The sequence below is a fragment of the Streptomyces broussonetiae genome, from assembly GCF_009796285.1.
In the GTDB taxonomy this organism is placed as follows: domain Bacteria; phylum Actinomycetota; class Actinomycetes; order Streptomycetales; family Streptomycetaceae; genus Streptomyces; species Streptomyces broussonetiae.
Genome location: NZ_CP047020.1, coordinates 8822201 through 8848522, shown reverse-complemented (window position 1 = coordinate 8848522; position 26322 = coordinate 8822201). Strand labels below are relative to the sequence as shown.

The 26322-nt window shown below is 72.6% G+C and carries 21 protein-coding genes; 13 read left to right on the top strand and 8 right to left on the bottom strand.

Features of this window, described 5'->3' with window-relative positions:
* Nucleotides 1-325: 325 nt before the first annotated feature.
* Together GQF42_RS40235 and GQF42_RS40230 are read left to right on the top strand one after the other, a co-directional pair.
* The gene (locus GQF42_RS40235; RefSeq protein WP_158928299.1) at nucleotides 326-3148 is read left to right on the top strand and encodes a lectin; all 2823 of its coding nucleotides are present in this window, start codon (nucleotides 326-328) and stop codon (nucleotides 3146-3148) included.
* A gap of 206 nt (nucleotides 3149-3354) precedes the next feature.
* Nucleotides 3355-4539, top strand: coding sequence for a PP2C family protein-serine/threonine phosphatase (locus GQF42_RS40230; protein ID WP_199272964.1), 1185 nt, complete (start codon nucleotides 3355-3357; stop codon nucleotides 4537-4539).
* Between the two features lie 3 nt (nucleotides 4540-4542).
* On the opposite strand, the gene GQF42_RS40225 is transcribed toward GQF42_RS40230, so the two are convergent.
* The 3 genes from GQF42_RS40225 to GQF42_RS40215 form a co-directional block, all read right to left on the bottom strand.
* On the bottom strand, nucleotides 4543-5328 hold the full coding sequence (locus tag GQF42_RS40225) for a maleylpyruvate isomerase family mycothiol-dependent enzyme (RefSeq protein WP_158928297.1): 786 nt from the start codon (nucleotides 5326-5328) through the stop codon (nucleotides 4543-4545).
* Nucleotides 5329-5446: 118 nt separating this feature from the next.
* Nucleotides 5447-7909 carry a SpoIIE family protein phosphatase gene (locus GQF42_RS40220; protein ID WP_158931166.1) on the bottom strand — a complete coding sequence of 821 codons (2463 nt, stop codon included), beginning with the start codon at nucleotides 7907-7909 and terminating at the stop codon, nucleotides 5447-5449.
* Between the two features lie 120 nt (nucleotides 7910-8029).
* Complete coding sequence (locus tag GQF42_RS40215; RefSeq protein ID WP_158928295.1) at nucleotides 8030-8638, bottom strand: TetR/AcrR family transcriptional regulator; 609 nt, start codon at nucleotides 8636-8638, stop codon at nucleotides 8030-8032.
* Nucleotides 8639-8723: 85 nt separating this feature from the next.
* Between GQF42_RS40215 and GQF42_RS40210 the strand changes: the two genes are divergently transcribed.
* Nucleotides 8724-9515: an SDR family NAD(P)-dependent oxidoreductase gene (locus GQF42_RS40210; RefSeq protein ID WP_158928293.1), complete on the top strand. Its 792-nt coding sequence runs from the start codon at nucleotides 8724-8726 to the stop codon at nucleotides 9513-9515.
* 16 nt (nucleotides 9516-9531) lie between these two features.
* Here the strand turns inward: GQF42_RS40210 and GQF42_RS45195 are convergent, their stop codons facing one another.
* On the bottom strand, nucleotides 9532-9735 hold the full coding sequence (locus tag GQF42_RS45195; protein ID WP_199272963.1) for a hypothetical protein: 204 nt from the start codon (nucleotides 9733-9735) through the stop codon (nucleotides 9532-9534).
* Between the two features lie 339 nt (nucleotides 9736-10074).
* On the opposite strand from GQF42_RS45195, the gene GQF42_RS40200 reads away from it, so the two are divergent.
* A complete protein-coding gene (locus GQF42_RS40200; RefSeq protein ID WP_158928291.1) occupies nucleotides 10075-10833 on the top strand; it encodes a GNAT family N-acetyltransferase in 759 nt (252 codons plus the stop codon).
* Between the two features lie 25 nt (nucleotides 10834-10858).
* On the opposite strand, the gene GQF42_RS40195 is transcribed toward GQF42_RS40200, so the two are convergent.
* Nucleotides 10859-11485, bottom strand: coding sequence for a DinB family protein (locus GQF42_RS40195; RefSeq protein ID WP_158928289.1), 627 nt, complete (start codon nucleotides 11483-11485; stop codon nucleotides 10859-10861).
* Between the two features lie 45 nt (nucleotides 11486-11530).
* Nucleotides 11531-12496 carry a prolyl aminopeptidase gene (pip, locus tag GQF42_RS40190; RefSeq protein ID WP_158928287.1) on the bottom strand — a complete coding sequence of 322 codons (966 nt, stop codon included), beginning with the start codon at nucleotides 12494-12496 and terminating at the stop codon, nucleotides 11531-11533.
* Nucleotides 12497-12674: 178 nt separating this feature from the next.
* Here pip and GQF42_RS40185 point away from each other — a divergent pair, with 178 nt between their 5' ends.
* The 7 genes from GQF42_RS40185 (at nucleotide 12675) to GQF42_RS40155 (ending at nucleotide 22041) form a co-directional block, all read left to right on the top strand.
* Entirely contained in the window at nucleotides 12675-13442 is a 768-nt protein-coding gene (locus GQF42_RS40185; RefSeq protein ID WP_158928285.1) for a polysaccharide deacetylase family protein, read from the top strand.
* A 165-nt stretch (nucleotides 13443-13607) separates the two neighbouring features.
* Nucleotides 13608-14855 (top strand): EfeM/EfeO family lipoprotein, encoded by a 1248-nt coding sequence (locus tag GQF42_RS40180; RefSeq protein WP_375992486.1) that lies wholly within the window; start codon nucleotides 13608-13610, stop codon nucleotides 14853-14855.
* Complete coding sequence (efeB, locus tag GQF42_RS40175; RefSeq protein WP_199272962.1) at nucleotides 14852-16078, top strand: iron uptake transporter deferrochelatase/peroxidase subunit; 1227 nt, start codon at nucleotides 14852-14854, stop codon at nucleotides 16076-16078. The genes GQF42_RS40180 and efeB overlap by 4 nt, the downstream gene beginning before the upstream one ends.
* 203 nt (nucleotides 16079-16281) lie before the next feature.
* Complete coding sequence (locus GQF42_RS40170) at nucleotides 16282-18090, top strand: phospholipase C (RefSeq protein ID WP_233273645.1); 1809 nt, start codon at nucleotides 16282-16284, stop codon at nucleotides 18088-18090.
* Between the two features lie 113 nt (nucleotides 18091-18203).
* Nucleotides 18204-19208, top strand: coding sequence for a phosphotransferase (locus GQF42_RS40165; protein ID WP_158928281.1), 1005 nt, complete (start codon nucleotides 18204-18206; stop codon nucleotides 19206-19208).
* A gap of 127 nt (nucleotides 19209-19335) precedes the next feature.
* Entirely contained in the window at nucleotides 19336-20358 is a 1023-nt protein-coding gene (locus GQF42_RS40160) for a hypothetical protein (protein WP_158928279.1), read from the top strand.
* Nucleotides 20359-20478: 120 nt separating this feature from the next.
* Nucleotides 20479-22041 carry a N,N-dimethylformamidase beta subunit family domain-containing protein gene (locus GQF42_RS40155; RefSeq protein ID WP_233273644.1) on the top strand — a complete coding sequence of 521 codons (1563 nt, stop codon included), beginning with the start codon at nucleotides 20479-20481 and terminating at the stop codon, nucleotides 22039-22041.
* Nucleotides 22042-22059: 18 nt separating this feature from the next.
* Here the strand turns inward: GQF42_RS40155 and GQF42_RS40150 are convergent, their stop codons facing one another.
* Both GQF42_RS40150 and GQF42_RS40145 read right to left on the bottom strand, forming a co-directional pair.
* The gene (locus GQF42_RS40150; protein WP_158928277.1) at nucleotides 22060-22242 is read right to left on the bottom strand and encodes a hypothetical protein; all 183 of its coding nucleotides are present in this window, start codon (nucleotides 22240-22242) and stop codon (nucleotides 22060-22062) included.
* Nucleotides 22243-22372: 130 nt separating this feature from the next.
* Complete coding sequence (locus tag GQF42_RS40145) at nucleotides 22373-22981, bottom strand: TetR/AcrR family transcriptional regulator (RefSeq protein WP_158928275.1); 609 nt, start codon at nucleotides 22979-22981, stop codon at nucleotides 22373-22375.
* A 234-nt stretch (nucleotides 22982-23215) separates the two neighbouring features.
* Here GQF42_RS40145 and GQF42_RS40140 point away from each other — a divergent pair, with 234 nt between their 5' ends.
* Nucleotides 23216-24676 carry an APC family permease gene (locus tag GQF42_RS40140; RefSeq protein ID WP_158928273.1) on the top strand — a complete coding sequence of 487 codons (1461 nt, stop codon included), beginning with the start codon at nucleotides 23216-23218 and terminating at the stop codon, nucleotides 24674-24676.
* 36 nt (nucleotides 24677-24712) lie between these two features.
* Nucleotides 24713-26284 carry an amidohydrolase gene (locus GQF42_RS40135; protein ID WP_158928271.1) on the top strand — a complete coding sequence of 524 codons (1572 nt, stop codon included), beginning with the start codon at nucleotides 24713-24715 and terminating at the stop codon, nucleotides 26282-26284.
* The last annotated feature ends 38 nt before the right edge of the window (nucleotides 26285-26322 follow it).

Here is a 26322-nt window from a genome sequence, read left to right as displayed (position 1 = left end):
ACGGACGGCGTCAAGATTTGTTGCCTTTTGACTTGTGGGAAGTTCCGGATGTGAGTCAACGTGTGCGGCCACCAGGCAGTGTGACGTGTCGTCAGATGTTTGTGGCTTGCTCGGGCGGCCGGACGACTGCTTCTTCATCGCGCGTCCTTGACAGCGGGTGCGGAAGGCGCAAGCTTCGGGACAACGTTGTCGAAGGGACACGGTCACGATGACACGATCCACACGACTCAGAAGACACGGCAGAACTCGTTCGTTTCCGGTTCGAGTTCTGCCCCCCTTCCGACTCCCGTCCGTACTCGCCGCCGGCGCCCTGGCGGTGGGCGCCATGGCCGCCCCCGCATTCGGCACCACCGCCCGGCCCGCCCTCGTCACCGACCCCACCTCCCGCGTGAACCCCTTCATCGGGACCTCGAACGCCGCGGACGACTTCCCCGGCGCCGACACACCGTTCGGGATGGTCCAGTGGAGCCCCGACACCCCGCACAAGCCGGACGGCGGCGGCTACGAGTACAACGACTCCTCCGTCACCGGCTTCGGCCTGACCCACATCGCCGGACCGGGCTGCCGGGCCGGCGGTGACATCCCGGTCCTGCCGACCGTCGGCACGGTGGACACGAGCGCCACGGACAGCTTCTCGCACACCCACGAGTCCGCCTCCCCCGGCGCGTACACGGTGTCGCTGGACAACGGCGTCAAGACCGAGCTGACCGCGACCACCCGCAGCGGCATGGCCCGCTTCACCTTCCCGGCCACCCGGCAGTCGAATCTCCTCTTCAAACTGACGAACAGTCAGAACGGTGACACCGCTGCGCAGTTCCACATGGTGAACAGCAAAGAGGTGCGCGGCAGCGTCACCAGCGGGAACTTCTGCGGCGAGGGCAACTCCTACACCGTCTACTTCGACATGGTGTTCGACCAGCCGTTCCAGCACAGCGGTACCGCGCTGGCCGCCGCGACGCCCACCACGCCGAGGACCGCCGTCTCGCCCAGCACCCCCGAGGCCCCCAACAAGCCCGTGCTGCACGGCGTCGTGCCCGGCGCGGCCCGCCCCTTCGCCGCCAGGGCGAGCGGCACCGACGGCTACGTCACCTTCGACACCACCACCCGTCGTACCGTTCAGGCCAAGGTCGGCATCTCGTACGTGTCGGCTGCCGACGCGGTGGGCAACCGCACGGCGGAGAACGCCGGCTGGGACTTCGCCAAGGTGCGCGACGCGGCGCACAACGCCTGGAAGTCCCTGCTCGGCCGGGTCAGGATCGCCGGCGGCACGGCCGCTCAGCAGACCGTCTTCTACACGGCGCTCTACCACGCGCTGCTGCACCCGAACGTCATCAGCGACACCAACGGCCGCTACCCCGGCTTCGACGGCAAGCCGCACACCGTGGACAAGGGACACGCCGCCGCCTACGCCAACTACTCCGGCTGGGACGTCTACCGCTCGCAGGCCCAGCTCGAAGCCCTCCTCGCCCCTAAGGCCGCCTCCGACACCGCCCAGTCGATGGTCGACGACTACCGGCAGACCGGGCTGTTCCCCAAGTGGTCGGAGAACAACGGCGAGACCTACGTCATGGTCGGGGACCCCGCGGACGAGATCATCGCCGACTACTACGCCTTCGGCGCCCGGAATTTCGACACCGCCACCGCTCTCAAGGGCCTGATCGCGGAAGCCACCGTCACCAACAACAACCGGCCCGGCCTGAACTACCTCGAGCAGATCGGCCGACTGCCCAGCAACGGCAGGTACGGCTGCTGCAACTACTACGGCCCGGCCTCCACCACGCTCGAGTACAACGCGGCGGACTTCGCGCTCTCCTCGTTCGCCGGAGCCCTCGGCGACACCGCCGACCAGCACCGGTTCGCGGACCGGGCACAGGACTGGCAGAACCTGTTCCACTTCGGCAGCGGCTTCATCCAGCCGCGCGACGCCTCGGGCACCTGGACCTCGGGCTTCTCCCCGACCTCCGGCAAGAACTTCGTCGAGGGCGACTCCTGGCAGTACACCCCGATGGTGCCGTTCAACGTGCACGGGCTGGCCACCGCCATGGGCGGCGACGCGGCCCTCGGCAAGTTCCTGGACACCGACCTGTCCTCGCTGACCGGCGCCGGCGGCTACACCAACCTGGGCAACGAGCCCAGCCTCAACATCCCCTGGGAGTACGACTACATCGGCATGCCGTACAGGACACAGAAGGTCGTCCGGCAGGTGCAGGACCAGATCTGGACCGACAGCCCCTCGGGCCTGGCCGGTAACGACGACCTGGGCGAGATGAGTTCCTGGTACGTGTGGTCCGCGCTGGGTATGTATCCGCAGACCGCGGGCACCGCCGACCTGGCGCTGGGCAGCCCGCTGTTCACCCAGGCGGTGATCACCCTGCCCTCCGGGCACACCCTCACGGTCAACGGCGACGGAGCCGCGGACGACGCTCCGTACGTACAGTCGGCGACATGGAACGGCACGGCGTGGAACAAGGCGCACGTGCCGGACGGCGCCCTCACCGGCGGCGGCACCCTCGGCTACGTCCTCGGCACCTCGGCCAACACCTCCTGGGCGTCGGACACCACGGCGGCTCCGCGTTCCTACCCGGGCTCGCCCGGCTACACCGACGTCGGCACGTCCGGCGACACGGCCGCCGCCTCGGCGAACTTCGACGGCGCGGGCTACAGCTACTCGGCGCACGCCCTGGCCGCCGCGGGCGTCACACCGGGAGCGAAGGTCACGGCCGGCGGGGTCACGTTCACCTGGCCCAAGGTGGCGTCCGGCGCCGCGGACAACTACGTGGCGAACGGGCAGACGGTACGGGTGTCCGGGTCCGGCAGCATCTCCTTCCTGGGCGCCGCCAACAACGGCCCGTCCTCCGGTACCGCGACCGTCACCTACACGGACGGCACGACCCAGTCGGTCGCGCTCGGCCTCTCCGACTGGACGCTCGGCGCGGGCAGCGCCTCGCCGCTCGCGGACAACACGGTGGCGGTGACCACGTCGTACCGCAACCAGGCCGGTACGGCGCACGACAGCACCACGTCCTACGTGTTCGCCACCAAGCCGGTGACGCTGACCCCCGGCAAGACGGTCAGCGGCGTGCGTCTGCCGTCCGACGTCAACGCCGGGGGCCTGCACGTCTTCGCGATCGGTTTCGGCACCGGCTGAGCCGAACGGAACATGCCGCCCGGTGGAGCAATGACCGGGATCCCGGGGCTCGGCCCACCAGGCTGGAGGGCTGTCGAGGTCGTGTGACAGGAGTCCCGGGTGCGAAATCCACAGAGGCCGAACCGTCAGGTGTGCCGTCCCGCTGCACGGACGGCACACCGCGGGGCCGGAGCCGGTGCCCCGGCGTCGGTGCCCGGGAGCGACGGATGAGCCAGGGTTCCGCCGGCCAGGAGCCGGACGTCTCCGCCGAACAGCGCGCCCGGCTGCCTGCGCCGCCCCTGTGGCTGCGCTGGCTGCCGCTGCTGTACGTGGCGGCTTTACTGGCACTGGAGCCTCTCACCCCGGTGCAGTGGCCGGTGAGCTTCGCACTGATCGCGGTGCCGCTGGTGGCGGCCTTCGCGTACGGGCCCGTGGGCGTCGCCGCGGCCACGCTGTTCGCCATCGCCCTCGAGGGGGTGCTGGCCGGCACCCCGTGCTGTGCGGGCCGGTCCGTCGGCTATCTGTGGGACCGGCACTACGTCGCCTCCTACATCTGCACGGCCCTGGTGGGCGCCCTGGGCACGGTCCTGGCGGCCCACCGGATCCGGCGGGAGCGCACCCTGGCCGACGTGCGGTTCGTGGCCGAGATCGCACAGCGCGTCCTGCTGCGGCCGGTGCCGCACCGGATCGGCCATCTCCAGCTGGAGAGCCTCTACCTCTCGGCCGCCGCGCAGGCCCAGATCGGCGGTGACCTCTTCGAGGCCGTGCCCACCGGCTACGGAGTCCGGCTGCTCATCGGTGACGTGCGCGGCAAGGGACTGCTCGCGGTGGAGACCGCCGCCACCCTGCTCGGCGCGTTCCGCGAGGCGGCGTACGAGGAACCCGATCTGCCCTCGCTCGCCACCCGGCTGGAGACGAGCATGCTCCGCAGGGCGGAGCGGCTCGGCGGAGACGAGACGGGCGAGCGGTTCGTCACCGCGGTCTTCGCCGAGATCCCGGCCGACGGCGGGCTCGTCTACCTCGTCAACTGCGGCCACCCGCCCCCGCTGTGTCTGCGGGCCGGCCAGGTCCGCGAGCTGGACAGCGGCCGGTCGGCACCGCCGCTGAACCTCGGCATGCTGGTCCAGGACCCGTACCACGTCGACGTCTACCCGTTCTGGCCGGGCGACCAGCTGCTGTTGTACACGGACGGCGTCACGGAGACCCGGGACGCGTCCGGCACCTTCTACCCCCTCCTCGAACGCGTCCGTTCCTGGGGTGTGCTCCCGCCGAAGGAGTTGCTCGCCCGCCTCCACGACGATCTGCTGGCCTACAGTCCCCGTGGGCTGCAGGACGACACCGCGGCGCTCGCGGTGTGTCTGCTGCCCCGGGAACCGTCCGCGCCGGCGCCCACGACGACGTCGGCGGAGTGAGGGTCAAAAGCCGGTGTGGGCGAACCAGTTGTCGAGGACCGTGCTCTGCCCCGAGACCTCGTAGGCGGGTTCGCCGTACGACCTGCGGCCGTAGAGGAGCAGCAGGAGGTCCGCCGCCGCTGCGCGCACGGCGGCCGTGGCCGCTTCGTCCGTGTGCGGCACCGGGCGAAAGCCGTCCGGGTCCAGGCGCACGCGCCACTCCTCGGCGGTGTCCGTACTGTGGAACGCGAGGATCTCGCCGTTGCCGCGCAGCTTGGTCACGCCGGGGGCGAAGAGGCCCGCGTGGGGCAGGTTGACGAGGAACTCGTCCACGCCGTCCGCCGCGAGCACGGGGTCGAGGTCCGCCGCCCGGCCGACGGCGCGCTCCGCGTCGACCCGGTGCACCAGCGTCTCGAAGAGCATCCGCCGGGCCCAGAACCGCGCGTGCGGGTCCTCGCCCCAGGTCCACATCGCCGCATCGGGGTCCGTGGCGCGCAGGACGGCCGCGACGGCGGGTTCCCCGGCCGCCACCCAGCCGGGATAGTCCTGCGGGTCTGCCGGCAGGCCCAGTTCCACCTCGCGGCTGCGCGGGGGCTCCTGCACCAGCCGGGTCAGCAGCGTGGCGAACCAGCGCTGCAGCGCGCCCACATGCCGGGTGAGGTCGGCCAGGGTCCAGCCGGGGCAGGAGGGCACGGCGCTCGCGGGGTCGGCGTCCTGCACCGCCTCGGCGAAGCGCCGGGTCTCGCGGGCGATGGCCTCGCGGTAGGTGTCGTACGGCAGGGGGTGCCCCGCCTCGTTCGTCGCTGCCATCGGCCGCCGCCATTTCTGTCCCGTCCCGGGCGTGCAGGCCCGGGCGCCGTGTCCGCACGACGGATCATCCGTCGGCGTCAGTCTGGACGCTGGAGTCCACTCGAAGGCAAATCCGGGCTCAGGGTATCTGCTGCTCGGCCCAGATGATCTTGCCCTGTTCCGTGTACCGGGCACCCCAGCGAAGGGCGAGCTGGGCGACCAGGAAGAGTCCGCGGCCGCCCTCGTCGGTGCTGCGGGCGTGCCGCAGCCGCGGGACGGTGCTGCTGGCGTCGGCGACCTCGCAGGTGAGGCGGGCATCGCGGAGGAGGCGGAGCCTGATGGGCGGTGCGGCGTAGCGGATGGCGTTGGTGACGAGTTCGCTCACGACCAGTTCCGTCGTCAGGGCCAGCTCCTGCAGGCCCCAGTCGCACACCTGGCGGGTGGCCCGGGCGCGCAGGTCGCCGACGGATGCCGGGTCGGGGGGTACGTCCCAGGAGACGACCTGGTCGGCCCCGAGGGCATGGCTGCGGGTCAGCAGGAGGGCGATGTCGTCGAGCTGGGGCACGGGCACGAGTTGCTCCACGGCAGAGGAGCACAGTGTGTCCAGGTTCGCCTCGGTGTGTGCGAGGACCTCGCCGAGCCGGGCCATGCCCCGCTCCAAGTCGTGGTCGCGGCCCTTGATGAGACCGTTGGTGTAGAGGCCGAGGAGGCTGTTCTCGGCCAGTTCGATCTCGGTTGCCTCGAATGACATGCCGCCCAGCCCGAGCGGGGGTCCGGGGGGAATCTCCGGGAAGCCGGCCCTGCCGTCCGGTGCCACGACGACGGGTGGCGGGTGTCCGGCGCGGGCCATCGTGCACCGCCGGGTGACCGGGTCGTAGACGGCGTAGAGGCAGGTCGCGCCGGTGAAGGTGGCCGTGGAGCGGGCGGCGGTGCCGGCGGCGTTCTCTTCGTCGCTGAGCCGGAGCACGAGGTCGTCGAGGTGGGCGAGGAGTTCGTCGGGGGGCATCTCCATCTCGGCGAGGGTCTGCACCGCGGTGCGCAGCCGGCCCATGCTGGCCGCCGCGGTGATGCCGTGGCCCACGACGTCACCGACGACGAGGCCGACGCGCGCGCCGGACAGCGGGATCACGTCGAACCAGTCGCCGCCGACACCGCCGGTGGGGTCCGCCGGAAGGTAGGAGGAGGCGACCTCCAGCGCGGTGCCGCCGGTCAGGGCGGGGGGCAGCAGGCTGCGCTGCAGGGTGACCGCCGCCGTGTGCTCCCTGGTGTACCGGCGGGCGTTGTCCACGCACACGGCGGCTCGTGCCACCAGTTCGCGGGCCACCAGGACCTCGTCGGGCCCGAAGGAGACCGGGTTGAGCGACCGGGCGAAGGTGGTCAGGCCGAGGACGGTGTTCCGGGCCCGCATGGGCGCGGCGATCAGCGAGTGCACGCCGAACTCCCGGATCCGCTGCGTACGCAGGGGTGACCGGCTGGCCCACTGCTCGTCCGAGGGGTCGAGGACGGGGATGAGCAGCGGCTCGCCGTTGACGAGGAGGTCGGCATCGTGGGGAGGCGGGATGAAGTCGACCTTGTCGCCGACCCGCGCGACGGCCTCGGGACAGTCCTCGCGCACCGAGCGCAGCGCGGCGCGGCACATCACCGTCCGGGCCGGCGCGGGGCCGGCGTCGGGCAGCCAGGCTCCGTGGCCCTCGGTGCTCAGCACGGATTCCAGCAGGTCGACGACGACGAAGTCCGCGAAACGGGGGACGGCGAAGTCGGCGAGTTCCTGGGCGGTCCGCATCACGTCGAGCGTCCGGCCGATACTGGTGCCGGCCTCGTTGACGAGGGTCAGGAGCTGGCGGGCGTGCCAGCGCTCGGTGACGTCCTGGACCATGTAGCACACGCCGGTGATGGCGCCGTCGGCGTCCACCAGCGGGAAGAACGAGGTCGAGTAGGCGTGCCGGCGGTGCGGGTCGGCCCAGCTCCAGCCCTCGTACTCGTAGTCGGTCACGGGCAGCCCCGTCGCGAACACCTTGCGCATCAGCGTTTCCAGTGCCTCCGCCTGCAGGCCCGGCAGCAGCTCGCTCAGTCGCCGGCCGAGCCGCTGGTCGCGGGGCACCCCGCCGAAACGTTCCAGGGTGTCGTTCATCCAGACGTAGCGCAGCTGCGGATCCATGACGGCCATGCCGACCGGTGAGCGGGTGAGGAACCCGTCGAGGACGGACTGGCCCATGGTCCACTGCGGACGCTGTTCGCTCGCCGACACCAGAAAGCACTCGTCCTCGCCGATGCGGAAGGAGGCGGACACGCGCACTTCGACGTCGAGGGCCCGGCCGTTGCGGTGGCGTACGGCGATCCGTCCGTTCCAGCCGTTGCCCTCACGGCAGCGCTGCACGATGCCGGCGAGCCGTGCGGGGTCCTCGGACATGGCCAGCAGGCGCGCGGCGGAGCGGCCCACGACCTCTGTCGCCGGGTGGCCGAGCAGTGCCACGGCGCAGCGGGTCCAGCCGACCACGACGCCGCGCGCGGAGATCACCGCGGCCGCGTCGGTGGACGCGTCGAGGAGATCCCCCGGTCCCGTGGACGGGGGGATGTCACCGCCATCTGGCACTGCTTCCATCATTTCCACCCTTACACCACTATGGTCCCGATTGTCCGCCGCTGAGCAGAAATCCGGCGGTCGGGGTGCCGGGGGCGGGGGGGCGAGGGAGGCGAGCGGGGCCGGTCGGGCCCGGGTGCGCTACTGCGCCGCCGGCTCTCCGGAAGCGGTCGGGACCTGGTGGTCCGCGGCCCCCTGGACGAGGAGCAGGAGGGCGTCGGCCAGGTCGTCCGCGGCGCTGCCCGTGGCCAGGCGGCGCAGTTGCAGGCCCATCACCAGGGCGACCGCCGTGGCGGCCAGGCGTTCGGCGTCCGGGACGCCCAGCGCGGTGAGGATCCGGGTGGCGAGCCGGTCGTAGGCCCGGAACGCCTCCGCCGCCGCCTCCCGCAGCCGCTCGTCCCGCCCCGCGTGCAGATACAGCTCGAAGGGCGCGAGATGGGCACTGTCCAGTGCCGAGCCGCGGGCGACCTGACCGGCCAGGGATGCCGCGCCCTCGACGTCGATGTCCTCGGTCCTGCACTGGTCGGCCAGCTCGGTGAAGTGCCGCGCCTCCTCGCGCACGAAGTACAGCAGGCTCTCCCGCAGCAGTTCGTGCTGGGTCTCGAAGTGGTAGGTGACCGAGCCGAGCGAGACGCCGGCCTCCCTGGCGATCCGGCGGTTGGTGACCGCGGCGACCCCGTCCTCGCCGATGATCCGCAGCACGGCGGTGATGATGCGCTGACGTGTCGGGGAGGCTGCGGCATGCGACATGTCCCGCATTCTTCCATCACCAGGTGGACAGCCCCGTTGCGCGACCCCTACTGTTCGTTCGAACGAACAGCTTGGGGAGGCAGTCATGGACATCGCCGGAGCCACCGTTCTGCTCACCGGTGTCACCGGGGGCATCGGAGGCGCGCTCGCCGCCCGGATGTCCGAGCGTGGTGCCCGTCTCGTCCTCACCGGACGGCGGCGCGAGGCGCTGGAACCCCTCGCCGAGCGGTACGGCGCCCGGATGGTCCTGGCCGATCTGGCCGACCCCGACGACGTGGCACGGCTCGCCGGGGAAGCGGTCGGCACGGACATCCTCATCGCCAACGCGGCCCTGCCCTCCAGCGGCGACGTCCTCGACTACACCCCGGAGCAGATCGACCGGGCCCTCGCGGTGAACCTGCGGGCTCCCGTGATGCTCGCCAGGCAGCTCGCTCCCGGCATGACGGCCGCCGGGCGCGGGCACATCTGCTTCGTCGGATCGCTGTCCGGCGTGGCGGCCACCAGGTCGTCGTCGCTGTACAACGCGACGAAGTTCGGGCTGCGCGGCTTCTCGCTGGCCTTCCGTCAGGATCTGCACGGCACGGGCGTCGGCGTCTCGATCGTCCAGCCGGGCTTCGTACGCGGCGTGGGCATGTTCGCGAACACGGGCTCCGCCACGCCCGGCGGCGTGCGCACCGTGTCGCCGGAGCAGGTCGTCAAGGGCGTGGCGCGGGCGATCACCCGGAACGTCGCCGAGGTCAACGTGGCCCCGCCCGAACTGCGGCTGCTGACCAGGATCGCGTCGCAGTTCCCCGGATTCGCCGAGCGCGTGCAGCGGCGGGCGGGGGCGGGGCCGGCCACGGACACGATCGTGGCCGCGCAACGCTCGAGCCGGTGAGCCGCTGCCCGCAGGCTCAAGTCCGGCTCACCGGGGCGTCCGGCAGCGCGGAGCGGCTGCCCGTACAGGAGTAGACGATCTCCACGGCCCCGCCGGGCAGGGCGCGTTCGCGCTCCAGGGCATGCCCGGCCGTGGGGCTGAGCGCGCGGGCGCGAAGGTCGTGCGTCCCATCGGCGCCTGCCCGCCCCTGGAGGAACCTCTTCGGCCGAGGCGCGGGCATTCCCTTCCACGAGGGGCAGTTGGCGCCCGCGGCGGGGATCGCCGTAATCGGCTTGCCCGCCGTTCCCCGCTGTGGCACGCTCCACGAGCCCCACCCCACACCTGCCTCCTCATCACGAAGGACTGAGGTCCATGGTTCCGGCGTCCCGCAGTGGTCGCCGTCGGCACTGAGCCGTCTGCCCAACGGCAGCGTTCGGTTGCCCCGCGTCCCCTCACGGCGGCCCGACGACACGGTGTCCCCGCACACCGCCATCCGCCTCCCTCGCGGAGGTCTGCCCCGTCTGCCCGGCCACGCCCGGCCCACGCCCGCCGTCGCCGTCTTCACCGTGAGGTCTTCACCATGCGCAACGATGTCCAGAGCTTTGCCGTCACCCACCTGCGGCGCCGCCCGGCGCCGTGCGAAGTCGGCGGCTTCGTCGCGGGATTCGACCCGTCGACGACCAGCCCGTACGTCAACTACGCCACCCCCTTCCCCGGCATCACGCCCACGGACCGGGACGTCACCGACCTGATCGCCGCGTTCCGCGGGCGGGGCCTGGTGCCCCGGCTGGAGTTCGCCCCGGACGCCGCGCCCGCCGTGGAGCCCGTGCTGCGCCGGGCCGGATTCCGTACGGAAGCGGTGCACGAGTACCTGGTCTGTACGCCCGCCACACTGAGCGCGCCCGGCTCCGGCGCGGGCCAGGTCGAGGTGGAGAGCCCGGCCACGGACGCGGACTACACCGCCATCGACACCGCGCTGTCCGAGGCCTTCGGCGGTGAGTTCGCGCCCTCGCCGCAGGGCGCGGCGCGGTTGCGGCGCACCGCGGAGGGCGGTGGCGCCGTCCGGTTCGTCCGCGCTGCGGGTGGCGGCTGCGCCGGCGGGGCCCTGTGCTCGGCGCCCGCCGAGGGCGCCGCGGAACTCGCCGGTGTCGGCACCGTCCCCGCGTACCGGGGCCGGGGCATCGCCGCCGCGGTCACCCACTGCCTGGCCGCGACGATACTCGGTGGCGGCGCGTGCTCCGTGTGGCTGGAGTACTCGGGCGAGGGCTCGCGCCGCGTGTACGAGCGGGTCGGCTTCCGGCCCGGCGGCACACGGCTGTACGTCTCGCTGGAACGATGAGCCTCCGCGTCCTCGGCCGGTCCGCTCAGCCGGGCCGGCCGCCGGCCCGGTAGAGGTCGCGGAGCAGGGCGATCTCGGCGCCGTGGTGCAGGACTTCCTGGTTGACCCACCACACGATGTCGAGGAACGGCTCCTCGGCGTCGCTGCCGTACGGGTAGGCGCAGTGGCCCACCGTGTCCAGCGCCGTGTCGTCCGCGCTCAGCAGGGCCTGCCGCCAGGCGGCCGCGCCGGCCGTGAAGGCCGCGACCGCTGCGGCGGCGTCCCCGCTGACGGGATGCTCCGCCCTGGTCGCCGAGCGGCTTCCGGTGGTGTGGTCGGCGCGCAGGGCGAGCATCTCGGTGAGATGGCTCAGCCGCCAGGCGAGGGTCGTCACCGGCGGCGGCCAGGGGTGCGGGTAGGGTGCCGCGTCCCGTCCCCACGCGCCGCCGCCCGCCAGGTGGGTCGCCCTCGGAGCGGGCCCGTCCGTGCGCCGCCTGACGGACCAGCAGCCCGGGACGGGTTCCCAGAAGTACTCGTCGTCGGTCAGTGGATGGACCCTGGTGTCCGTGCCGTCGCCGCTGTCCATGACGGGCCCGGCCAGCCGGCCGAGCAGCCGCGCGCAGGCGTGGTCGAACTGGTCGAGCAGCGGGCGCAGTCGGGTCGGTGTCGTCATCAAAGGCTCCTGCTCGTCGAAGACTTACGGAAGAGCGGGCCGTGATCAGGACCGGCGGGCGTACCGGTCGGTGGCCGCCACCAGCGCCTGCGCCATGGCCGGTGCGGCGGTGTGGTGACCGGTGTCGCCCACCGTCACCAACTCGCTGCCGGGCCAGTCGCGTTGGAGTCGCCATACGATGCCGAGCAGGTTGCCGAAGTCGAGGCTCCCCTGCACGAGCGTGCCGGGGATGCCCTGAAGCAGGTGCGCGTCGCGCAGGACCACGCCGCCGTCGTCGCCCTCGCCGAGGAAGTGGCCGTTGCCCCAGTAGTGCGTGACGGTGCGGGCGAAACCCAGGCGGAAGACGGGATCCTCGAAGCGCGCGACCGAGCGCGGCGGCGCCGGGATCATGGCCGTCTCCCAGTCCGTCCAGGCCCGCGCGGCCCGCTCCCGCACCTCGGCGTCGGGGGATTCGAGCAGCCGGCTGTAGGCAGCGGCGAGACTGCCGCCGCGCTCGTCCTCGGGCACCTGGGACCGGAACCGTTCGAAGGCGTCCGGGAAGACCCGGCCGAGCCCCCGGGTCAGCAGCTCGACCTCGGCGTTGGACCCCGTGGCGACGCCGGTCAGGACCAGTTCGGAGACGACGCCCGGGTGGGTCTGCGCATAGCGCAGCGCGAGCACCGATCCCCAGGACACCCCCCACACCAGCCACCGTTCGATGCCCAGGTGCCGGCGCAACAGTTCCAGGTCGGCCATGAGGTGGGCCGTTGTGTTCACGCTCATGTCGGTGTCGTGGCGGCTCGCGTGCGGGGTGGAACGGCCGCAGCCGCGCTGGTCGAGCAGGACGATCCGGTAGGCGGCCGGGTCGAACAGCCGCCGCGCGTACGGGGTGCAGCCGGAGCCCGGTCCTCCGTGCAGCACGACGGCGGGCCTGCCGTAGGGGTTGCCACAGGTCTCGAAGTGAACGCGGTTGCCGTCGCCCACGTCGAGCATGCCGGTCTCGTACGGTTCGATCTCCGGATACAGAGGCATCCGGGCACCGTAGCGCGAGCCGGGGGCCGGCCGCCTCCGAGAAAGACATCCCGGGCATCTGTCGCGGAAGCGCCCCGGAATTGTCCGTGATCGGTAACAGACGGATCCCGTGATCAACCTGGCCCGTCCTGACAGGTGCACAGGAACACGGCGGCACACCACGGAACTGGGGCGGGACATGGCGCGGCATGGCGGGCGGGGTTGGCACGGTCGGGTGATCGCGGCGGCGGTCGGAGTCACGGCGGTCGCCGCCGCCGCCTCGGTGTGGACCGCGCAGGCGGGCCAGTCCGGCGGCGCTTCGCCCGCCGCCCCGACGCAGCATGCCGCACCCAGGACGGTGAGCGTGTCCCCGGTCATCGCCCATGCCTCGGACGGCGGCGCGCACGCGGTCAACATCACCATCGACGACGGCCCGGACCCGGTATGGACCCCGCAGGTGCTCCAAGTGCTGCGCGAGAACGGCGTGAAGGCGACCTTCTGCATGATCGGCCCGCAGGCGCAGGCGCACCCGGACCTGGTCCGCCAGGTGGTGGCGGCCGGGCACCGGCTGTGCGACCACACGGTGTCGCACGACACCACGATGGACAAGAAGTCCGAGGCCTACCAGTCGCAGCAGATCCTGGACGCCGAGCAGCAGATCACCAAGGCGTCCGGCGGCATACGGCCGATGTACTACCGCGCCCCGGGCGGCGCCTTCACTCCGTACAGCCGGGAACTCGCGGCCTCGCACGGGATGCGCCCGCTGGGCTGGAACGTGGACTCCAAGGACTTCGAGCGACCGGGCACCGACGCCATCGTGGCCACCGTCCGGCGCGAGCTGTCAAACGGGCCGACCCTGCTGTTCCACGACGCGGGCGGCGACCGCTCGCAGACCGTGGCCGCGCTGCGCACCCTGCTGCCGTGGCTGAAGCAGCAGGGCTACTCCTTCGGCTTCCCGGTGCGCTGAACGGACCGGCAGGAGGGCCGCCCTCGCCCTTCTGAGCCGATGGAGCACGCCGAGGCCGACGCACGCACCCGGCCGGGCACGCCGACCACGATCCGGTGAACCCCGGCCGAATTCTTGGTCATCGAAGCCTTGATACGGGTGTTCGGATCCGGAGCGGTGCCTACCATGAGGCCCACCACGTACGTCGTTCCGGAAAGGCTCGCCATGCCGTTGCCTCGCCTCGGCACGCGGTCCGTTCGTCTCCGGACGGCGCCCGCCGTGTTCGTCGCCCTCGCCGCGGCCCTCGCCGGCACGGTCCTGGCACTCTCCCCGGACAACAGCCGCACAGGCCACGCCGGCGACGACAAGCCCGGACACATCGCCGTCGACGTGTCGCAGAGCCGCTGCGGCCAGGGCTGGACCCGGCCCGGGCCCGGGGTGCGCACCTTCGACCTGCGCAACTCCTCCGACGGCGCCGCCGAGGTCTACCTCGAGGACCCGGGCAGCCAAGCGGTGTACGGCGAGGTGGAGGACATCGGTCCCGGTACGACACGCCAGTTGACGGTCCGGCTCGGCAAGGGGGCGTACGCCTTCAAGTGCGTGCCCGACGACGCCGACGCGGTGACCGGGCCGACGGTGCGCATCACGTCGGGGCAGCCCGGTCCGGCCGCGGCCCCGGTCACCGAGCACGATCTGATCCCGCCGGCGCTCGCCTATCAGAAGTGGATCGGCGGCGGGCTCGACGACGTCGTACGGCTGACGACGACGCTCAAGGACGCGATCGACCGCGGTGACCTCGGCACCGCCCGCTCCGACTGGCTGCCCGCACACCTGGAGTACGAACGGCTGGGGGCCGCGTACGACGCCTTCGGGGATGCGGACGCACAGGTCAACGGGACTGACGCGGGGCTGCCCGACGGGGTGCACGACAAGGGCTTCGCCGGGTTCCACCGTATCGAGTACGGACTGTGGCACGGCGAGTCGGCCGACGGGCTGCGCGCCCCGGCGGCTGTGCTGGTCAAGGCGGTGACCCGGCTGCGTGACAGTTGGTCGCAGACCCGGATGGACCCGGCCCAGCTGGGCCTGCGCGCGCACGAGATCCTGGAGAACACCGTGCAGTTCGAGCTGACCGGCCGCACCGACTACGGCAGCGGCAGCAACCTCGCCACCGCCCGCGCCAACCTCGACGGCACCCGCGAGGTGCTGTCCCGGCTGCGCCCGCTGCTGACCACCCGGTACGCCGATCTGCCGGGCCTGGACAAGGAACTGGACCGGGCCCAGCACACCCTCGACGGCTTCCGGCACGGCGGGCGCTGGACGGCGCTCGGCCGGCTGAGCCGCGCCCAGCGGGAGCAGACCGACTCCGTGCTCGGCGATCTGGTGGAGCGGCTGGCATCGGTGGCCACGCTGTGCGACCCGCGGAGGACCGTGTGAGCAGCGACGGACGAGCCGACGGCCTGGGCCGGCGCGGCTTCCTGCGGGGGGCCGCACTGGCGGGCGCCGGCCTCGCCACGAGCGCGGCGGCGGCACCGGAGACCGCCCCCGCCACGACGGACGCCGTGGCCCCCTTCCACGGGGTCCACCAGGCCTCGGCGATCGCCGCCCCGCGCCGTACCAGCGTCTTCGCGTCCCTCGACGTGACCGCCGAGAACCGGTCGGAACTCACCGACGTGCTGCGCACGTTGACGGACCGGGCCCGCTTCCTCACCTCCGGCGGGACGCCGTCACCGGTCGGCATCACCGCCCCGCCCGCCGACTCGGGCGTCCTCGGCGACCAGGTCCCGGCCGGCCAACTGGCCGTCACCGTGGGCGTCGGCGCCTCGCTCTTCGACGGCCGGTACGGGCTCACCGCGCTCAAGCCCAGGCGGCTGACCGCGATGCCCGCCTTCCCCGACGACGATCTGCAGGCCGACTGGTGCCACGGCGACCTCAGCCTCCATCTGCACGCCGACGAGCCGGACACCACCCTGCACGCCCTGCGTGACATCGCCCGGCACACCCGGGGGGCCCTTCAGGTCCGTTGGCGGCTGGACGGCTTCAGCAGCCCGCCCCGGCCGTCGGGCACCGCGCGCAATCTGCTCGGCTTCAAGGACGGCACCGCCAACCCGGACGCCACCAGCGCCCGGGACATGAACGGCCTGGTCTGGGTGGGCAGGGACGCGGGCGAGCCGGACTGGGCGGTCGGCGGCAGCTACCAGGTGGTGCGGCTGATCCGCATGCTGGTGGAGTTCTGGGACCGGGTCTCGCTCAGCGAGCAGGAGCGGATGTTCGGCCGTTCCCGGACCTCGGGCGCACCGCTGGACGGCGACCACGAACACGACGCACCGCGGTACGCCGACGACCCCAAGGGTGACGTCATCCCGCTGGACTCGCACATACGCCTGGCCAACCCGCGCACGTCAGCCACCGCCGACCAGCGCCTGCTGCGCCGCCCATACAACTACGACCGGGGCATGGACGCCAACGGCAACCTCGACATGGGCCTGCTGTTCTGCTGCTACCAGCAGGATCTCAAGCGGCAGTTCGAGACCGTGCAACACCGGCTGGCGGGCGAACCGCTGACGGACTACATCAGGCCGTTCGGCGGCGGCTACTTCTTTGCGCTGCCCGGCGTACGGGATGCCGCCGACTGGTACGGGCGCGCACTGCTCACCTGAACCTGTCCGGACAACTTGGCGACCCGACGGGTCAACACACAGTCAAGTTTTACCCCAGCATCCATGACTCGGTGTTCACTCGCGCGCCATCATGGCTCCGCACTCACGCCGCGCTGTGGGCACAGCATCCGTGCTCGTACGACGTACAGACGTTCTGTCCGGAGGGGTTGACCAACATGGCCAGCAGAGGAAGACGAGCCGCTATGCGGAGCCTGGGCGCGCTCGCGGGTGCCGCCGCGCTCACGGTGCTCGGCAGCAACGCGCCCGGCTGGGCCGCGGCGCCCGCGGCACACGGCGGGCATTCCTCGACCGCCACGCCGATCAAGCACGTCGTCGTGCTGTTCGACGAGAACATCTCGTTCGACCACTACTTCGCGACCTACCCGAAGGCCGCCAACACCGACGGCACGAAGTTCACGGCGTCGAAGAACACCCCGAAGGACATCGACACCCTCGCCCACGCGGGCCTGCTGAAGCACAACCCGAACCAGTACGCACCCAAGCGGCTCTCCCCCGCGCAGGCCATGACCTGCGACCAGAACCACTCCTACGGGGCCGAGCAGTACGCGTACAACGGCGGCAAGGCCGACCAGTTCGTGCAGAACACCGAGGTCGACAAGTGCAGCGGCGGCCTGTTCGGCGAGCCGGGCCTGGCGATGGACTACTACGACGGCAACACCGTCACCGCGCTGTGGAACTACGCCCAGCACTACACGCTGAGCGACCGCGCCTACAGCTCGACCTACGGCCCGTCCACGCCCGGCGCCCTGAACCTGGTCTCCGGCCAGACGCACGGCGTCATCTCCGTGGACCCGTCCACCGGCACCGAGAACCCCAAGCAGACCTCGAAGCCGGACTCGTACACGGTCCAGTCGCCCGACGCCAAGGGGGTCGGCACGGTCATCAACGACCCCGACCCGGCCTTCGACGACTGCTCGGGCAAGGACCACACCAGCACCAACGCGCTGGCGGAGATGCAGGGCAAGAACATCGGTGACCTGCTCAACAGCAAGCAGGTGACCTGGGGCTGGTTCCAGGGCGGCTTCCGTCCGTCGACCGCGTGGAACGGCACGTCCGGCTCGTACGCCAAGTGCGACACCACGCACCCCAACACGGGCGGCGCGGCCACGGTGGACTACAGCCCGCACCACAACCCGTTCTCGTACTACAAGTCGACGGCCAACCCGCACCACCTGGCGCCCAGGTCCGTCGCGGAGATCGGCCACAACGGGCAGGCCAACCACAACTACGACCTGACCGACTTCTCCGCCGCGCTCAAGGCGGGCAAGCTCCCGGCCGTCAGCTTCCTCAAGGCCGGCGAGTACCAGGACGGCCACGCGGGCTACTCGGACCCGGTGGACGAGCAGCACTTCCTGGTCAACGAGATCAACGCGATCCAGAGTTCGCCGCAGTGGAAGTCCACCGCGATCGTGGTCGCCTACGACGACTCCGACGGCTGGTACGACCACGCCTTCGTCACCCCGAAGAACGGCTCGCAGGACTCCGCGCTCGGCTCCAACGGCAAGGCGACCGACAGCCCGGCCTGCCAGAAGGGCCCGAAGGCGGCGGGCGGCTACGCCGACCGCTGCGGCCCCGGCACCCGTCAGCCGCTGATCGTCGTCTCGCCGTACAGCAAGGTGAACAAGGTCGACCACACGCTGACGAACCAGGCGTCCATCACCCGGTTCATCGAGGACAACTGGCACACCGGCCGGGTCGGTGACCACTCCTTCGACGCGACGGCCGGCTCGCTGTCGGGCATGTTCGACTTCCGGCACCCGAACGACAAGCAGGTGCTGCTGAACGCCGACGGTTCGGTCAAGCACGTCGGCCCGATCAAGCACGTCGCCCCGGTGTCCACGAGCATCACCGGCGGCGCGATGCAGAACACGGCCGCGACGACCGACGCCTCCGGCTTCCCGACCCTGCCGGTGGGCCTCGGCGTGGGTGCCCTGCTGGCCGCGGGCGCGACCGGTACGTACCTGACGATGCGCCGCAAGCAGCGCGCCTGATCCCTGCGCACAGCGACGCGCCCCCGGTCGGTGACCGGGGGCGCGTTCGTTCGTCCGCCGCCGGGGATCGAAATGGACTGGCCACGGGGCGTTCGCGCTGGTGGGATGGTGCGATGCGGCACGATTCGATCACCGTGGACCGGGGCGCCTACCCGGACGCGGTGACCCCATGGGAACAGGAGTCCTGGCGGGCCTCGGCGCTCGGCTGGGTGGCGGAACAACTCGCCGTGCGCGGGCTGCGGGTGGACGGTGCCCTCCGGGTACGGCTGCGGCCGTGGTCCGTACTGGTGCGGGTGCCCGTGCAGGGGCGAAGTGCCCTCTGGTTCAAAGCGAATCCGCCGGCCAGCGCGTTCGAGGGGCCACTGACCGCCGCGCTCGCCCGCTGGGTGCCGGAGCATGTGCTGGAGCCGCTGGCGGTCGACGCCGATCGGGCATGGGTGCTGCTGCCCGACGGAGGGGACCTGTTCCGCACCGTGCTCTGCCGGGAGGTGGTCGAACCGCGCGCCTGGGAGCGGCTGTTGGCCCAGTACGCGGACATGCAGCGGGCGCTGGTCCCGTACGCGGGCGAGATCGAGGGACTCGGGGTGCCGTCCGCCCGGACCCGCGACCTGCCCGAGGTGTTCGACGCACTCCTCGCCGGGTCGGCCGCGCCGGCCCCGCAGGCGCGCGCCCGGCTGGAGCGGCTGCGCCCCCGCCTGGTGGACTGGTGTGCCGAACTCGCGTCCCTGGGCATCGAGGACACGCTCGACCATGCGGACCTGCACGACGGCCAGTTGCTGCGCCCCGCCCCGGACAGGTTCACGTTCTTCGACTGGGGCGATGCCGCCGTCTCGCACCCCTTCTGCAGCCTGCGGATCCCCGCAGACAAGGCCTGCGAGCGGTACGGGCCGGGGGTTCTGCCCCGGCTGCTCGACGCCTATCTGGAGCCGTGGACGGATGCCGGCCGCACCGTGCCGGACCTGCGGCGGGCCGCCCGTCTCGGCTGGCGCCTGAGCGCCCTGAGCCGCGCCGCAGCCTGGGGCCGCACGTTCCCCGACCCGTCGGGCCCACCCCCCATCGGCGCCCGGGGCGCCGAGACCCTGCTGCAGCTCCTCGACGAGCCGCCGTTCACAAGGTGACGCAGGGTTCCGTGCATTGAGCGGCAATCACCGTTCGGCGCACGGACGCCGCATTCGGCCAGGGGCCGCTTCGCCGTCGTTGGCCTCCCACTCGCCTCCCACGTCCTGTGCGGCGGAGACTGGGTTCATGCCCCGCACTCCCGCGCTCTCGGCTCCCCCGCCCGGCCGCCGGGCCGTGCTCGTGTCCCTGGCCGGCCTCGCGCTCGGCACGGCGGGCTGCTCCGGCGGCACAGCGGCCCCGTCCCGCTCCTCCCCGGCCCGGCCTGCCTCGTCCCTGCCCTCCGCGTCCCGCTCCTCCGTCCCGGCATCGCCCTCCTCGGGCCTGCCGCACACCACCCCCTGGCGTCCGACCTCCGCCGAGGTGCAGCCGGCCGCGAAGCTGCGGGCCGTGCAGCTGGTCGAGGCGATCGGTGCCTGGCCCGGCGGGCACGGCGGAACGGCGGCGGCCCGCGCTCGAGTCGCGGCGCTCGGACTGGCGACCGGCCTCGTGAGCCGGGCCGGGCCCTTGCTGCCGACGGCCGACCAGGCGGCGCTGCAGGTCGTGGATGCGCAGTACGGCGGGATCCTCACCCGGACGGCCAGTGTGCTGGTGGTCTACCGGCAGTGGATCCGGCGCGGCGGCGCGGTGGTGTCCGGCGGGACGACGGTCGACGTGCGGCTCTCCCGCTCGGGGGACGGCTGGACGGTCGACGCTCTGCATCCGGCGCAGCCGGGACCGGCCGCGACATCACTCGCCGCGGACGTCCGGGCGGCGCTCGGCGACGAGCGGATCGTGCTGCCGCCCGCCGCCGCGGCGGACCTGCGCAGCGGTCAGGTGCACACCAGCGTGGCGCGGGCGATGCTGGCGCTGGCACGGACGTACCGGCTGGAGGTGAGTGTCGTGCGCTCCGGGCATCCGCTGGACGTGTTCGGCACCAGCCGGCCCAGCGACCATCCGCGCGGCCGGGCCTTCGACGTGTGGCGGATCGACGGCCATGCGGTCGTCGATCCGGCGACCCCGCGCACCCTGATCGAGCGGTTCATGCGGGACGCTGCGGCCGCCGGCTCGTACAACGTGGGCGGTCCGGTGCTGCTGTCGGGCGGCGGCGCCGACCAGTTCTTCAGCGACGCCACGCACCACGACCACGTGCACGCCGGTTTCCGCACCTGACGCCGTCACCCGTTCGGCCGTACCCCGGGCGGCCGTACTCCCGTGCCGTCGCCGCTGTGCGGTTGCGCCGCAGGAGTGGGCGTCGCGACGCTGGAGCACAGAACGCATCCGGGAGGTGACATGGCTGCGGTGCCCGACCCCACGCCATCGCGCGGCGGCCCCGGTCTCGGCCGTCGGCGCTTTGTCACCGTGTGCGCCGGCCTGGGCCTCGGTACGGCCGCCGCCTGCACGGCGGCCCCGTCGCACCCGCACTCCCCCGCCGCCCGCGACGGGCGGCTGCGGCCGGAGTCGGAGCGGGACGCGCCGGGCAGCGCCGACTGGCGGCTGGGCCCGACCGGCCCCGCGGACGCGGTGGCCGGGTACACGGACCGGGTGAGCGTGATCCCGGGCGAGCACTTCGGGCTCCATGTGTCGACCACCGCCGCCTCGTTCCGGGTGTCCGCGTTCCGGGTCGGCTGGTACGGCGGCAGGCAGGCCCGCAGGATCTGGACCTCGCAGCGCGTACCCGGCCGGGCCCGCCCGGCCGCGCGCATCCTGGGCGCCACCCGCACCGTGCGCGCCGACTGGCCGCTGACGCTGACCGTGGACAGCGCCGGCTGGCCCGAGGGCGCCTATCTGCTGCGTCTGGAGGCGGACGGCGGCCACCAGCGGTACGTGCCGCTGATCGTCCGCTCCGCCGAGGGTGCCGGCCGTACCGTGCTGCTGCACGCCCCGGCGACCTGGCAGGCGTACAACCGCTGGGGCGGCAGCAGCCTGTACGCCGGCGCGTCGGGGGCGTACGCGACGCGCTCCCTGGCGGTGAGCTTCGACCGGCCCTACGACGGTGTGGGCGCCGAGAAGTTCCTGGTGTACGAGTGGGCGCTGGTGGTGCTGGCCGAGCGCCTGGGCATCCCTCTCGCCTACAGCACCGGCGTCGACGTCCACCGGGATCCGGGTGTGCTGCGGGGCGCCCGCGCGGTCGTCTGCCTGGGGCACGACGAGTACTGGACGCCGCAGCAGCGCGCCCGGGTGACCGCTGCCCGGGACGCCGGGACGAACATCGCCTTCCTGGGCGCGAACACATGCTTCCGGCGGGTCCGGCTGGAGGACGGTGAGGATGCGGGTGACCGCACGGTGGTCTGCTACAAGTCCGACAGCCGTGCCGACCCCCTGTACGGCTCGCGGCCGGCCCAGGTCACCACCGACTACCGGCTGCCGCCGGCGCCCGACCCCGAGTCCTCCCTGACCGGCGTGCTCTACGAGGGCTATCCGGTGGACGCGCCCCTGGTCGTACGAACCGCCGACCACTGGCTGTACGAGGGCACGGGCGTGCGCTCCGGCGAGGGCTTCGCCCATCTCGTCGGCGTCGAGTACGACCGGGTGACGCCCGGTGCCCCCACCCCCGGCCCGCTGGAGATCACCGCGCACTCCCCGCTGGTGTGCGGCGGACGGCCCGGTCACAGCGACTCGGCGTACTACACGACCCCCGCAGGGGCGGGTGTCTTCGCGACCGGCACCATGCGCTGGGTGGAGGGCCTGGTGGCCGGGACGGGGCTGCTCGGCCGCGACCACGGGATGGACGTCCGTACCCGCGCGTTCGTCACCCGTACCACGGAGAACCTCCTGCGGACCTTCGCCCAGGGGCCGGCGGCCCGGCACGCCCCGCCGGCGCGCGCCAATGTACCTGAGGTGTACGGCACCTGACGGGCCGTCACACCGGATTCAGCCCCTCGTGGCGCCCTGTCCTCCCGACCGCATGTACTCCCTGCGGGCGTTGTTGTAGGCCCGCAGGTGAAGCTTGGCCACGGCACAGGCCGCACCGTCGGCCTGGCACTGACGGCACGTCCGCACGTGCTGCTCGTAGGTGAGGCGCGCGCTTTCCAGCGCTTCGTGGGAAGAAGACATGGAGATCTCCGGGCAGGGCGCGTCGCGACGGACGGCGCCTGGTTGACTGGCTGGTAACATCCGGAGCCAAGGTGATCATGTTACTGGCGGTACTGGGAAACTCGCCGGTAACCGCTCTCCCGGAACCTCCTCAACCGTCCTCGCGCAGCGCCCGCGCGTGGTTCATGAACGCCGTCAGACCCACCTCGAAGGCTCGGTCGGCCCGGCCCTCGCCCACCGCGGCGAGCGCCTGCGCCAGGTGCGGGGTCGGCACACTGTCCGTCAGCTCCCACATGGCCTCGGGGGCGGCGAGGTCGAGGGCGGAGCCGAGCACCAGGTTCTCCAGAGCGATGATCAGCGGCATGATCCCGGCACGCTCGAAGCCGGCCTCGAGCAGCAGGCTCACCGCGCACTCGTACTGCTCCAGGACCCGGGGGGCGCGCACGGGTGAGGTCATCAGCAGCGGGATGACCCGGGGATGGGCGGCGAAGGCGGCGCGGTAGGAGCGGGCCCAGGCCTCCAGGGCCGTGTCCCACGGGGTCAGCTCCAGGGTCCCCGGGTCGATGGCCGCGCAGACACGCTCGCGCAGCAGTTCCACTATGCCGTCGCGGCCCTCCACATGGTGGTACACCGACCCGGTCTGGGCGCCGAGCCGCCGGGCGACCTGCGGGACGCTGAAGTCGCCCGTCTCGTCGATCAGTTGCAGCGCCGTGGTGGTGATGCGCTCGCGGTCGAGGAGCGGTGTGCGCGGCCGTCCCATGGTCGTCGTTTCTCCCTGAGGTCCGCCCGAGGCCTTCCCGGATGCCCAACGGCAGGTTACATTGCCAAAACCGAAAGCCTTTAGGTTTATGGCTCCGGGCACCCGACACCCCGCCTGGGCACCCGGAGGACACCGGCCTGCCCCGCCCACCCCGGCCCGGCCCGCCGGCGCCCGCGCCCCCGGCTGCCCCACCTCCGGGACCCCCTCTCCTCCGCCGCCAGAAGGGCTTCCCGCATGTCCGTGTCCACCTCCGAACTCCCGGAGGAGAAAGTGCCGTCCGGCTCGGCCGGCCTCCGGTCCGGTTCCCTCGGCACCGCCGACATCGCCTTCTTCGTCGTCTCCGCCGCCGCTCCCCTGACCGTCATGGCCGGGGTCGCGCCCCTCGCCATCGTGCTGGGCGGCATCGGCGCGCCCGTCGGCTATCTGCTCGCCGGGGTGACCCTCGCGGTCTTCGCCGTCGGCTTCACCACCATGACCCGCCATGTGACCAGCGGCGGCGCCTTCTACGCCTACATCACCCAGGGCCTGGGCCGGCCGGTCGGCATCGGCGCCGCCCTGCTCGCGCTCATCGGCTACAACGGCATGGAGATCGGCGTCTACGGCCTGCTCGCCACCACCGCCCGCGACACCCTGCACTCCCTCGTCGGCACCGACGTGCCCTGGCTGCCCATCTCGCTGGCCGGTCTGGTGCTGATCGGCTACGGCGGCTACCGGTCGATCGACTTCGGCGCCAAGGTGCTCGGCGTGCTGCTGGTCGCCGAGACCGGGATACTCGTACTGCTCGCCGGCGGGGTGCTGGTGAAGGGCGGCGCGCACGGGCTGTCCCTGGCGTCGCTGGCGCCGTCGCACGTGCTGGTGCCCGGGATGGCGGCCGTGCTCGCCTTCGCCTTCGCGGCGTTCACCGGCTTCGAGTCGACCGTAATCTACCGCCGGGAGGCCCGCGACCCCGCGCGCACGGTCCCGCGCGCCACCTACGTCGCCGTCGGATTCCTCGGCCTGTTCTACGCGTTCGTCGTCTGGATCGCGGTCCAGGCGTTCGGCGACGACCAGGTCGTACGGGCCGCGGGGAAGGACCCGGCCGGGCTGTTCTTCACCGCGATCACCACCTATGCGGGCGGCTGGGCCGCCGACCTGATGCACGTCTTCATCGTCACCAGCGTCATCGCCTCCCTGCTCGCCTTCCACAACGCCATCAACCGCTACGCCCTCGCCCTGGCCGAGGAGGGCGTCCTGCCGCACCGGCTCGGCCGCATCCATCCCCGCCACCGTTCCCCCTACCTCGCAGGCATCGCCCAGACCGTGCTCGGCGCGCTCGTCGTCCTGGCGTTCTGGGCCGCGCACGCCGACCCGTACCAGCAGCTTCTGCTGTGGGTGAACACCCCTGGGATGATCGGCCTGTTGCTGCTCCAGCTGCTCGCCGCACTCGCGGTGCCCTGCTACTTCCGGCGGGTGCGCCACACGGAGGGCAGGGTGCGCACACTGGTGGCGCCGTTGCTCGCCGCCGCCCTGCTGACGACCGCGATCGTGCTGGTGGTGACCCACATCGACCTGTTCACCGGCGCGTCCCCCGCGGTGAACACCCTCCTCGTCGTGGTGGCCCCCGCCGTCTTCGTCCTCGGCCTGCCGCTGGCGTGGTGGCTGCGCCGGTCCCGCCCGGACGTCTACGCCCGGTTCGCCACCGAGCCCACCGACTGACCCCCAACGCCCCTGCTCTGTACAGGAGTTGCCGACATGCCCGCTGCCGACCTCGTCCTCACCGGCGCCCAGGTCCGCACCCTCGATCCCGCGCGCCCCACGGCCTCGGCCGTCGCCGTGCACGACGCAGTGATCACGGCGGTCGGCGAGGCCGACGACGTGCGGGACTGGCGCGGCTCCGGCACCGAGGTCGTGGACCTGCACGGCGCGCACCTCGTGCCCGGCCTGGTCGACTCCCACAGCCACCCGGTGTGGGGGCTGGACATGGCGACGGGCACGGACCTGTCCGGTGTGACGGACCTGGCCGGGCTGCGCGCGGCGCTCGCCGGGGCCGAGCGGATCGAGGGCTGGGTCCTCGGACACGGCCTGGACCACAACGCGTTCGAGGGCCGGCCGGTCCACCACGACCTGATCGCGGACGCGCTCGACGGCGCCCCGGCCTTCCTGCGCCTCTACGACGGCCACTCCGCCCTCGCCGATGCCGCCGCGCTGGCCGCCGCCGGGGTGAGCGGGCCGCGCGCCTTCGCGCAGCACGCGGAGGTGGTGTGCGACGCGGCGGGCCGGCCCACCGGTCACCTGCTCGAGCATGCCGCGATGGACCTGGTGGCGCAGATCGTGCCCCGGCCCACGTACTCCCAACGGCGGGCCCGGCTGCTGGAGTTGCTGGGCTCCATGGCAGCGACCGGCCTCACCGGCGCTCATGTGATGGACGGCTGCGATCTGGATCTGGTGGAGGCGGTGGCACGTGAGACGGTCCTGCCGGTACGGCTGCGCTTTGCGCCCTGGTGCATGCCGGGCGCCGACGCGGACGCGCTGCGTGAACTGGTGCGGCTGCAGGGCAGGGGCGGGCGGCACTGGCAGGTCGGCGGCGTGAAGTTCTTCATGGACGGCACCGTCGAGGGCGGTACGGCCTGGCTGGAGCACCCCGACTGCCACGGCCGGGGCAGCGCCGCGTTCTGGCCGGATCCGCAGCACTACGCCGAGGCCGTCCGTGCCCTGCACGCAGCCGGTGTCCGCACCGCCACGCACGCCATCGGCGACGCGGCCGTACGCCACGTGCTGGACACCGTCGCCTCGCTCGGCCCGAGCGGGCGCGGGGCCCACCGGATCGAGCACATCGAGACCGCTCCGGACGAACTGCTCTTCCGGTTCGCCGAGTTGGGGGTCGCGGCCTCGCTGCAGCCGCCGCACACCGGGTACACGCGTGCCGACGGCAGCGACGAGTGGTCCCGCCGGCTGGGCGGTGAGCGGGCGGCGCGCGCCTGGCGGCTGCGGGACCTGCGGGAGGCGGGCGCGACGGTCGCCCTCGGCTCGGACTGGCCCATCGCGCACTACGACGTCCGGGCCGTACTGGCAACGGCCCGCCGGCCCAAGGGCGCCGCGGCCCACCGGCCGGGCCTGACGCCGCTGCAGGCGCTGGAGGGCTGCACCAGCCATGCGGCAGCGGCGGCCGGCGAGTCGGGCGTCGCCGGCCGCGTCGCGCCCGGCCGGCGCGCCGACCTGACCGCGCTGACCGTGGACCCCGTGCACTGTTCGGGCGACGAACTGGCCGGCGCCCCGGTCGCGTTGACGGTGACCGGCGGACACGTGGTGCACCGGGGCGGGTGAGATGCGTGCGTCATCGGTGTCGCCCCACCCGGCACACC

What these genes read in the sequence shown, in the direction of transcription:
- GQF42_RS40200 (WP_158928291.1), top strand. Translation starts at nt 10,075, where the DNA reads ATGCGCAACGATGTCCAGAGCTTTGCCGTCACCCACCTGCGGCGCCGC.
- GQF42_RS40235 (WP_158928299.1), top strand. Translation starts at nt 326, where the DNA reads ATGGCCGCCCCCGCATTCGGCACCACCGCCCGGCCCGCCCTCGTCACC.
- GQF42_RS40195 (WP_158928289.1), bottom strand. Translation starts at nt 11,485, where the DNA reads ATGACGACACCGACCCGACTGCGCCCGCTGCTCGACCAGTTCGACCAC.
- GQF42_RS45195 (WP_199272963.1), bottom strand. Translation starts at nt 9,735, where the DNA reads ATGCCCGCGCCTCGGCCGAAGAGGTTCCTCCAGGGGCGGGCAGGCGCC.
- GQF42_RS40165 (WP_158928281.1), top strand. Translation starts at nt 18,204, where the DNA reads ATGCGGCACGATTCGATCACCGTGGACCGGGGCGCCTACCCGGACGCG.
- GQF42_RS40215 (WP_158928295.1), bottom strand. Translation starts at nt 8,638, where the DNA reads ATGTCGCATGCCGCAGCCTCCCCGACACGTCAGCGCATCATCACCGCC.
- GQF42_RS40135 (WP_158928271.1), top strand. Translation starts at nt 24,713, where the DNA reads ATGCCCGCTGCCGACCTCGTCCTCACCGGCGCCCAGGTCCGCACCCTC.
- GQF42_RS40145 (WP_158928275.1), bottom strand. Translation starts at nt 22,981, where the DNA reads ATGGGACGGCCGCGCACACCGCTCCTCGACCGCGAGCGCATCACCACC.
- GQF42_RS40220 (WP_158931166.1), bottom strand. Translation starts at nt 7,909, where the DNA reads ATGGAAGCAGTGCCAGATGGCGGTGACATCCCCCCGTCCACGGGACCG.
- GQF42_RS40230 (WP_199272964.1), top strand. Translation starts at nt 3,355, where the DNA reads ATGAGCCAGGGTTCCGCCGGCCAGGAGCCGGACGTCTCCGCCGAACAG.
- GQF42_RS40180 (WP_375992486.1), top strand. Translation starts at nt 13,608, where the DNA reads ATGAGGCCCACCACGTACGTCGTTCCGGAAAGGCTCGCCATGCCGTTG.
- GQF42_RS40140 (WP_158928273.1), top strand. Translation starts at nt 23,216, where the DNA reads ATGTCCGTGTCCACCTCCGAACTCCCGGAGGAGAAAGTGCCGTCCGGC.
- pip (WP_158928287.1), bottom strand. Translation starts at nt 12,496, where the DNA reads ATGCCTCTGTATCCGGAGATCGAACCGTACGAGACCGGCATGCTCGAC.
- GQF42_RS40185 (WP_158928285.1), top strand. Translation starts at nt 12,675, where the DNA reads ATGGCGCGGCATGGCGGGCGGGGTTGGCACGGTCGGGTGATCGCGGCG.
- GQF42_RS40155 (WP_233273644.1), top strand. Translation starts at nt 20,479, where the DNA reads ATGGCTGCGGTGCCCGACCCCACGCCATCGCGCGGCGGCCCCGGTCTC.
- GQF42_RS40225 (WP_158928297.1), bottom strand. Translation starts at nt 5,328, where the DNA reads ATGGCAGCGACGAACGAGGCGGGGCACCCCCTGCCGTACGACACCTAC.
- GQF42_RS40150 (WP_158928277.1), bottom strand. Translation starts at nt 22,242, where the DNA reads ATGTCTTCTTCCCACGAAGCGCTGGAAAGCGCGCGCCTCACCTACGAG.
- GQF42_RS40160 (WP_158928279.1), top strand. Translation starts at nt 19,336, where the DNA reads ATGCCCCGCACTCCCGCGCTCTCGGCTCCCCCGCCCGGCCGCCGGGCC.
- GQF42_RS40170 (WP_233273645.1), top strand. Translation starts at nt 16,282, where the DNA reads ATGCGGAGCCTGGGCGCGCTCGCGGGTGCCGCCGCGCTCACGGTGCTC.
- GQF42_RS40210 (WP_158928293.1), top strand. Translation starts at nt 8,724, where the DNA reads ATGGACATCGCCGGAGCCACCGTTCTGCTCACCGGTGTCACCGGGGGC.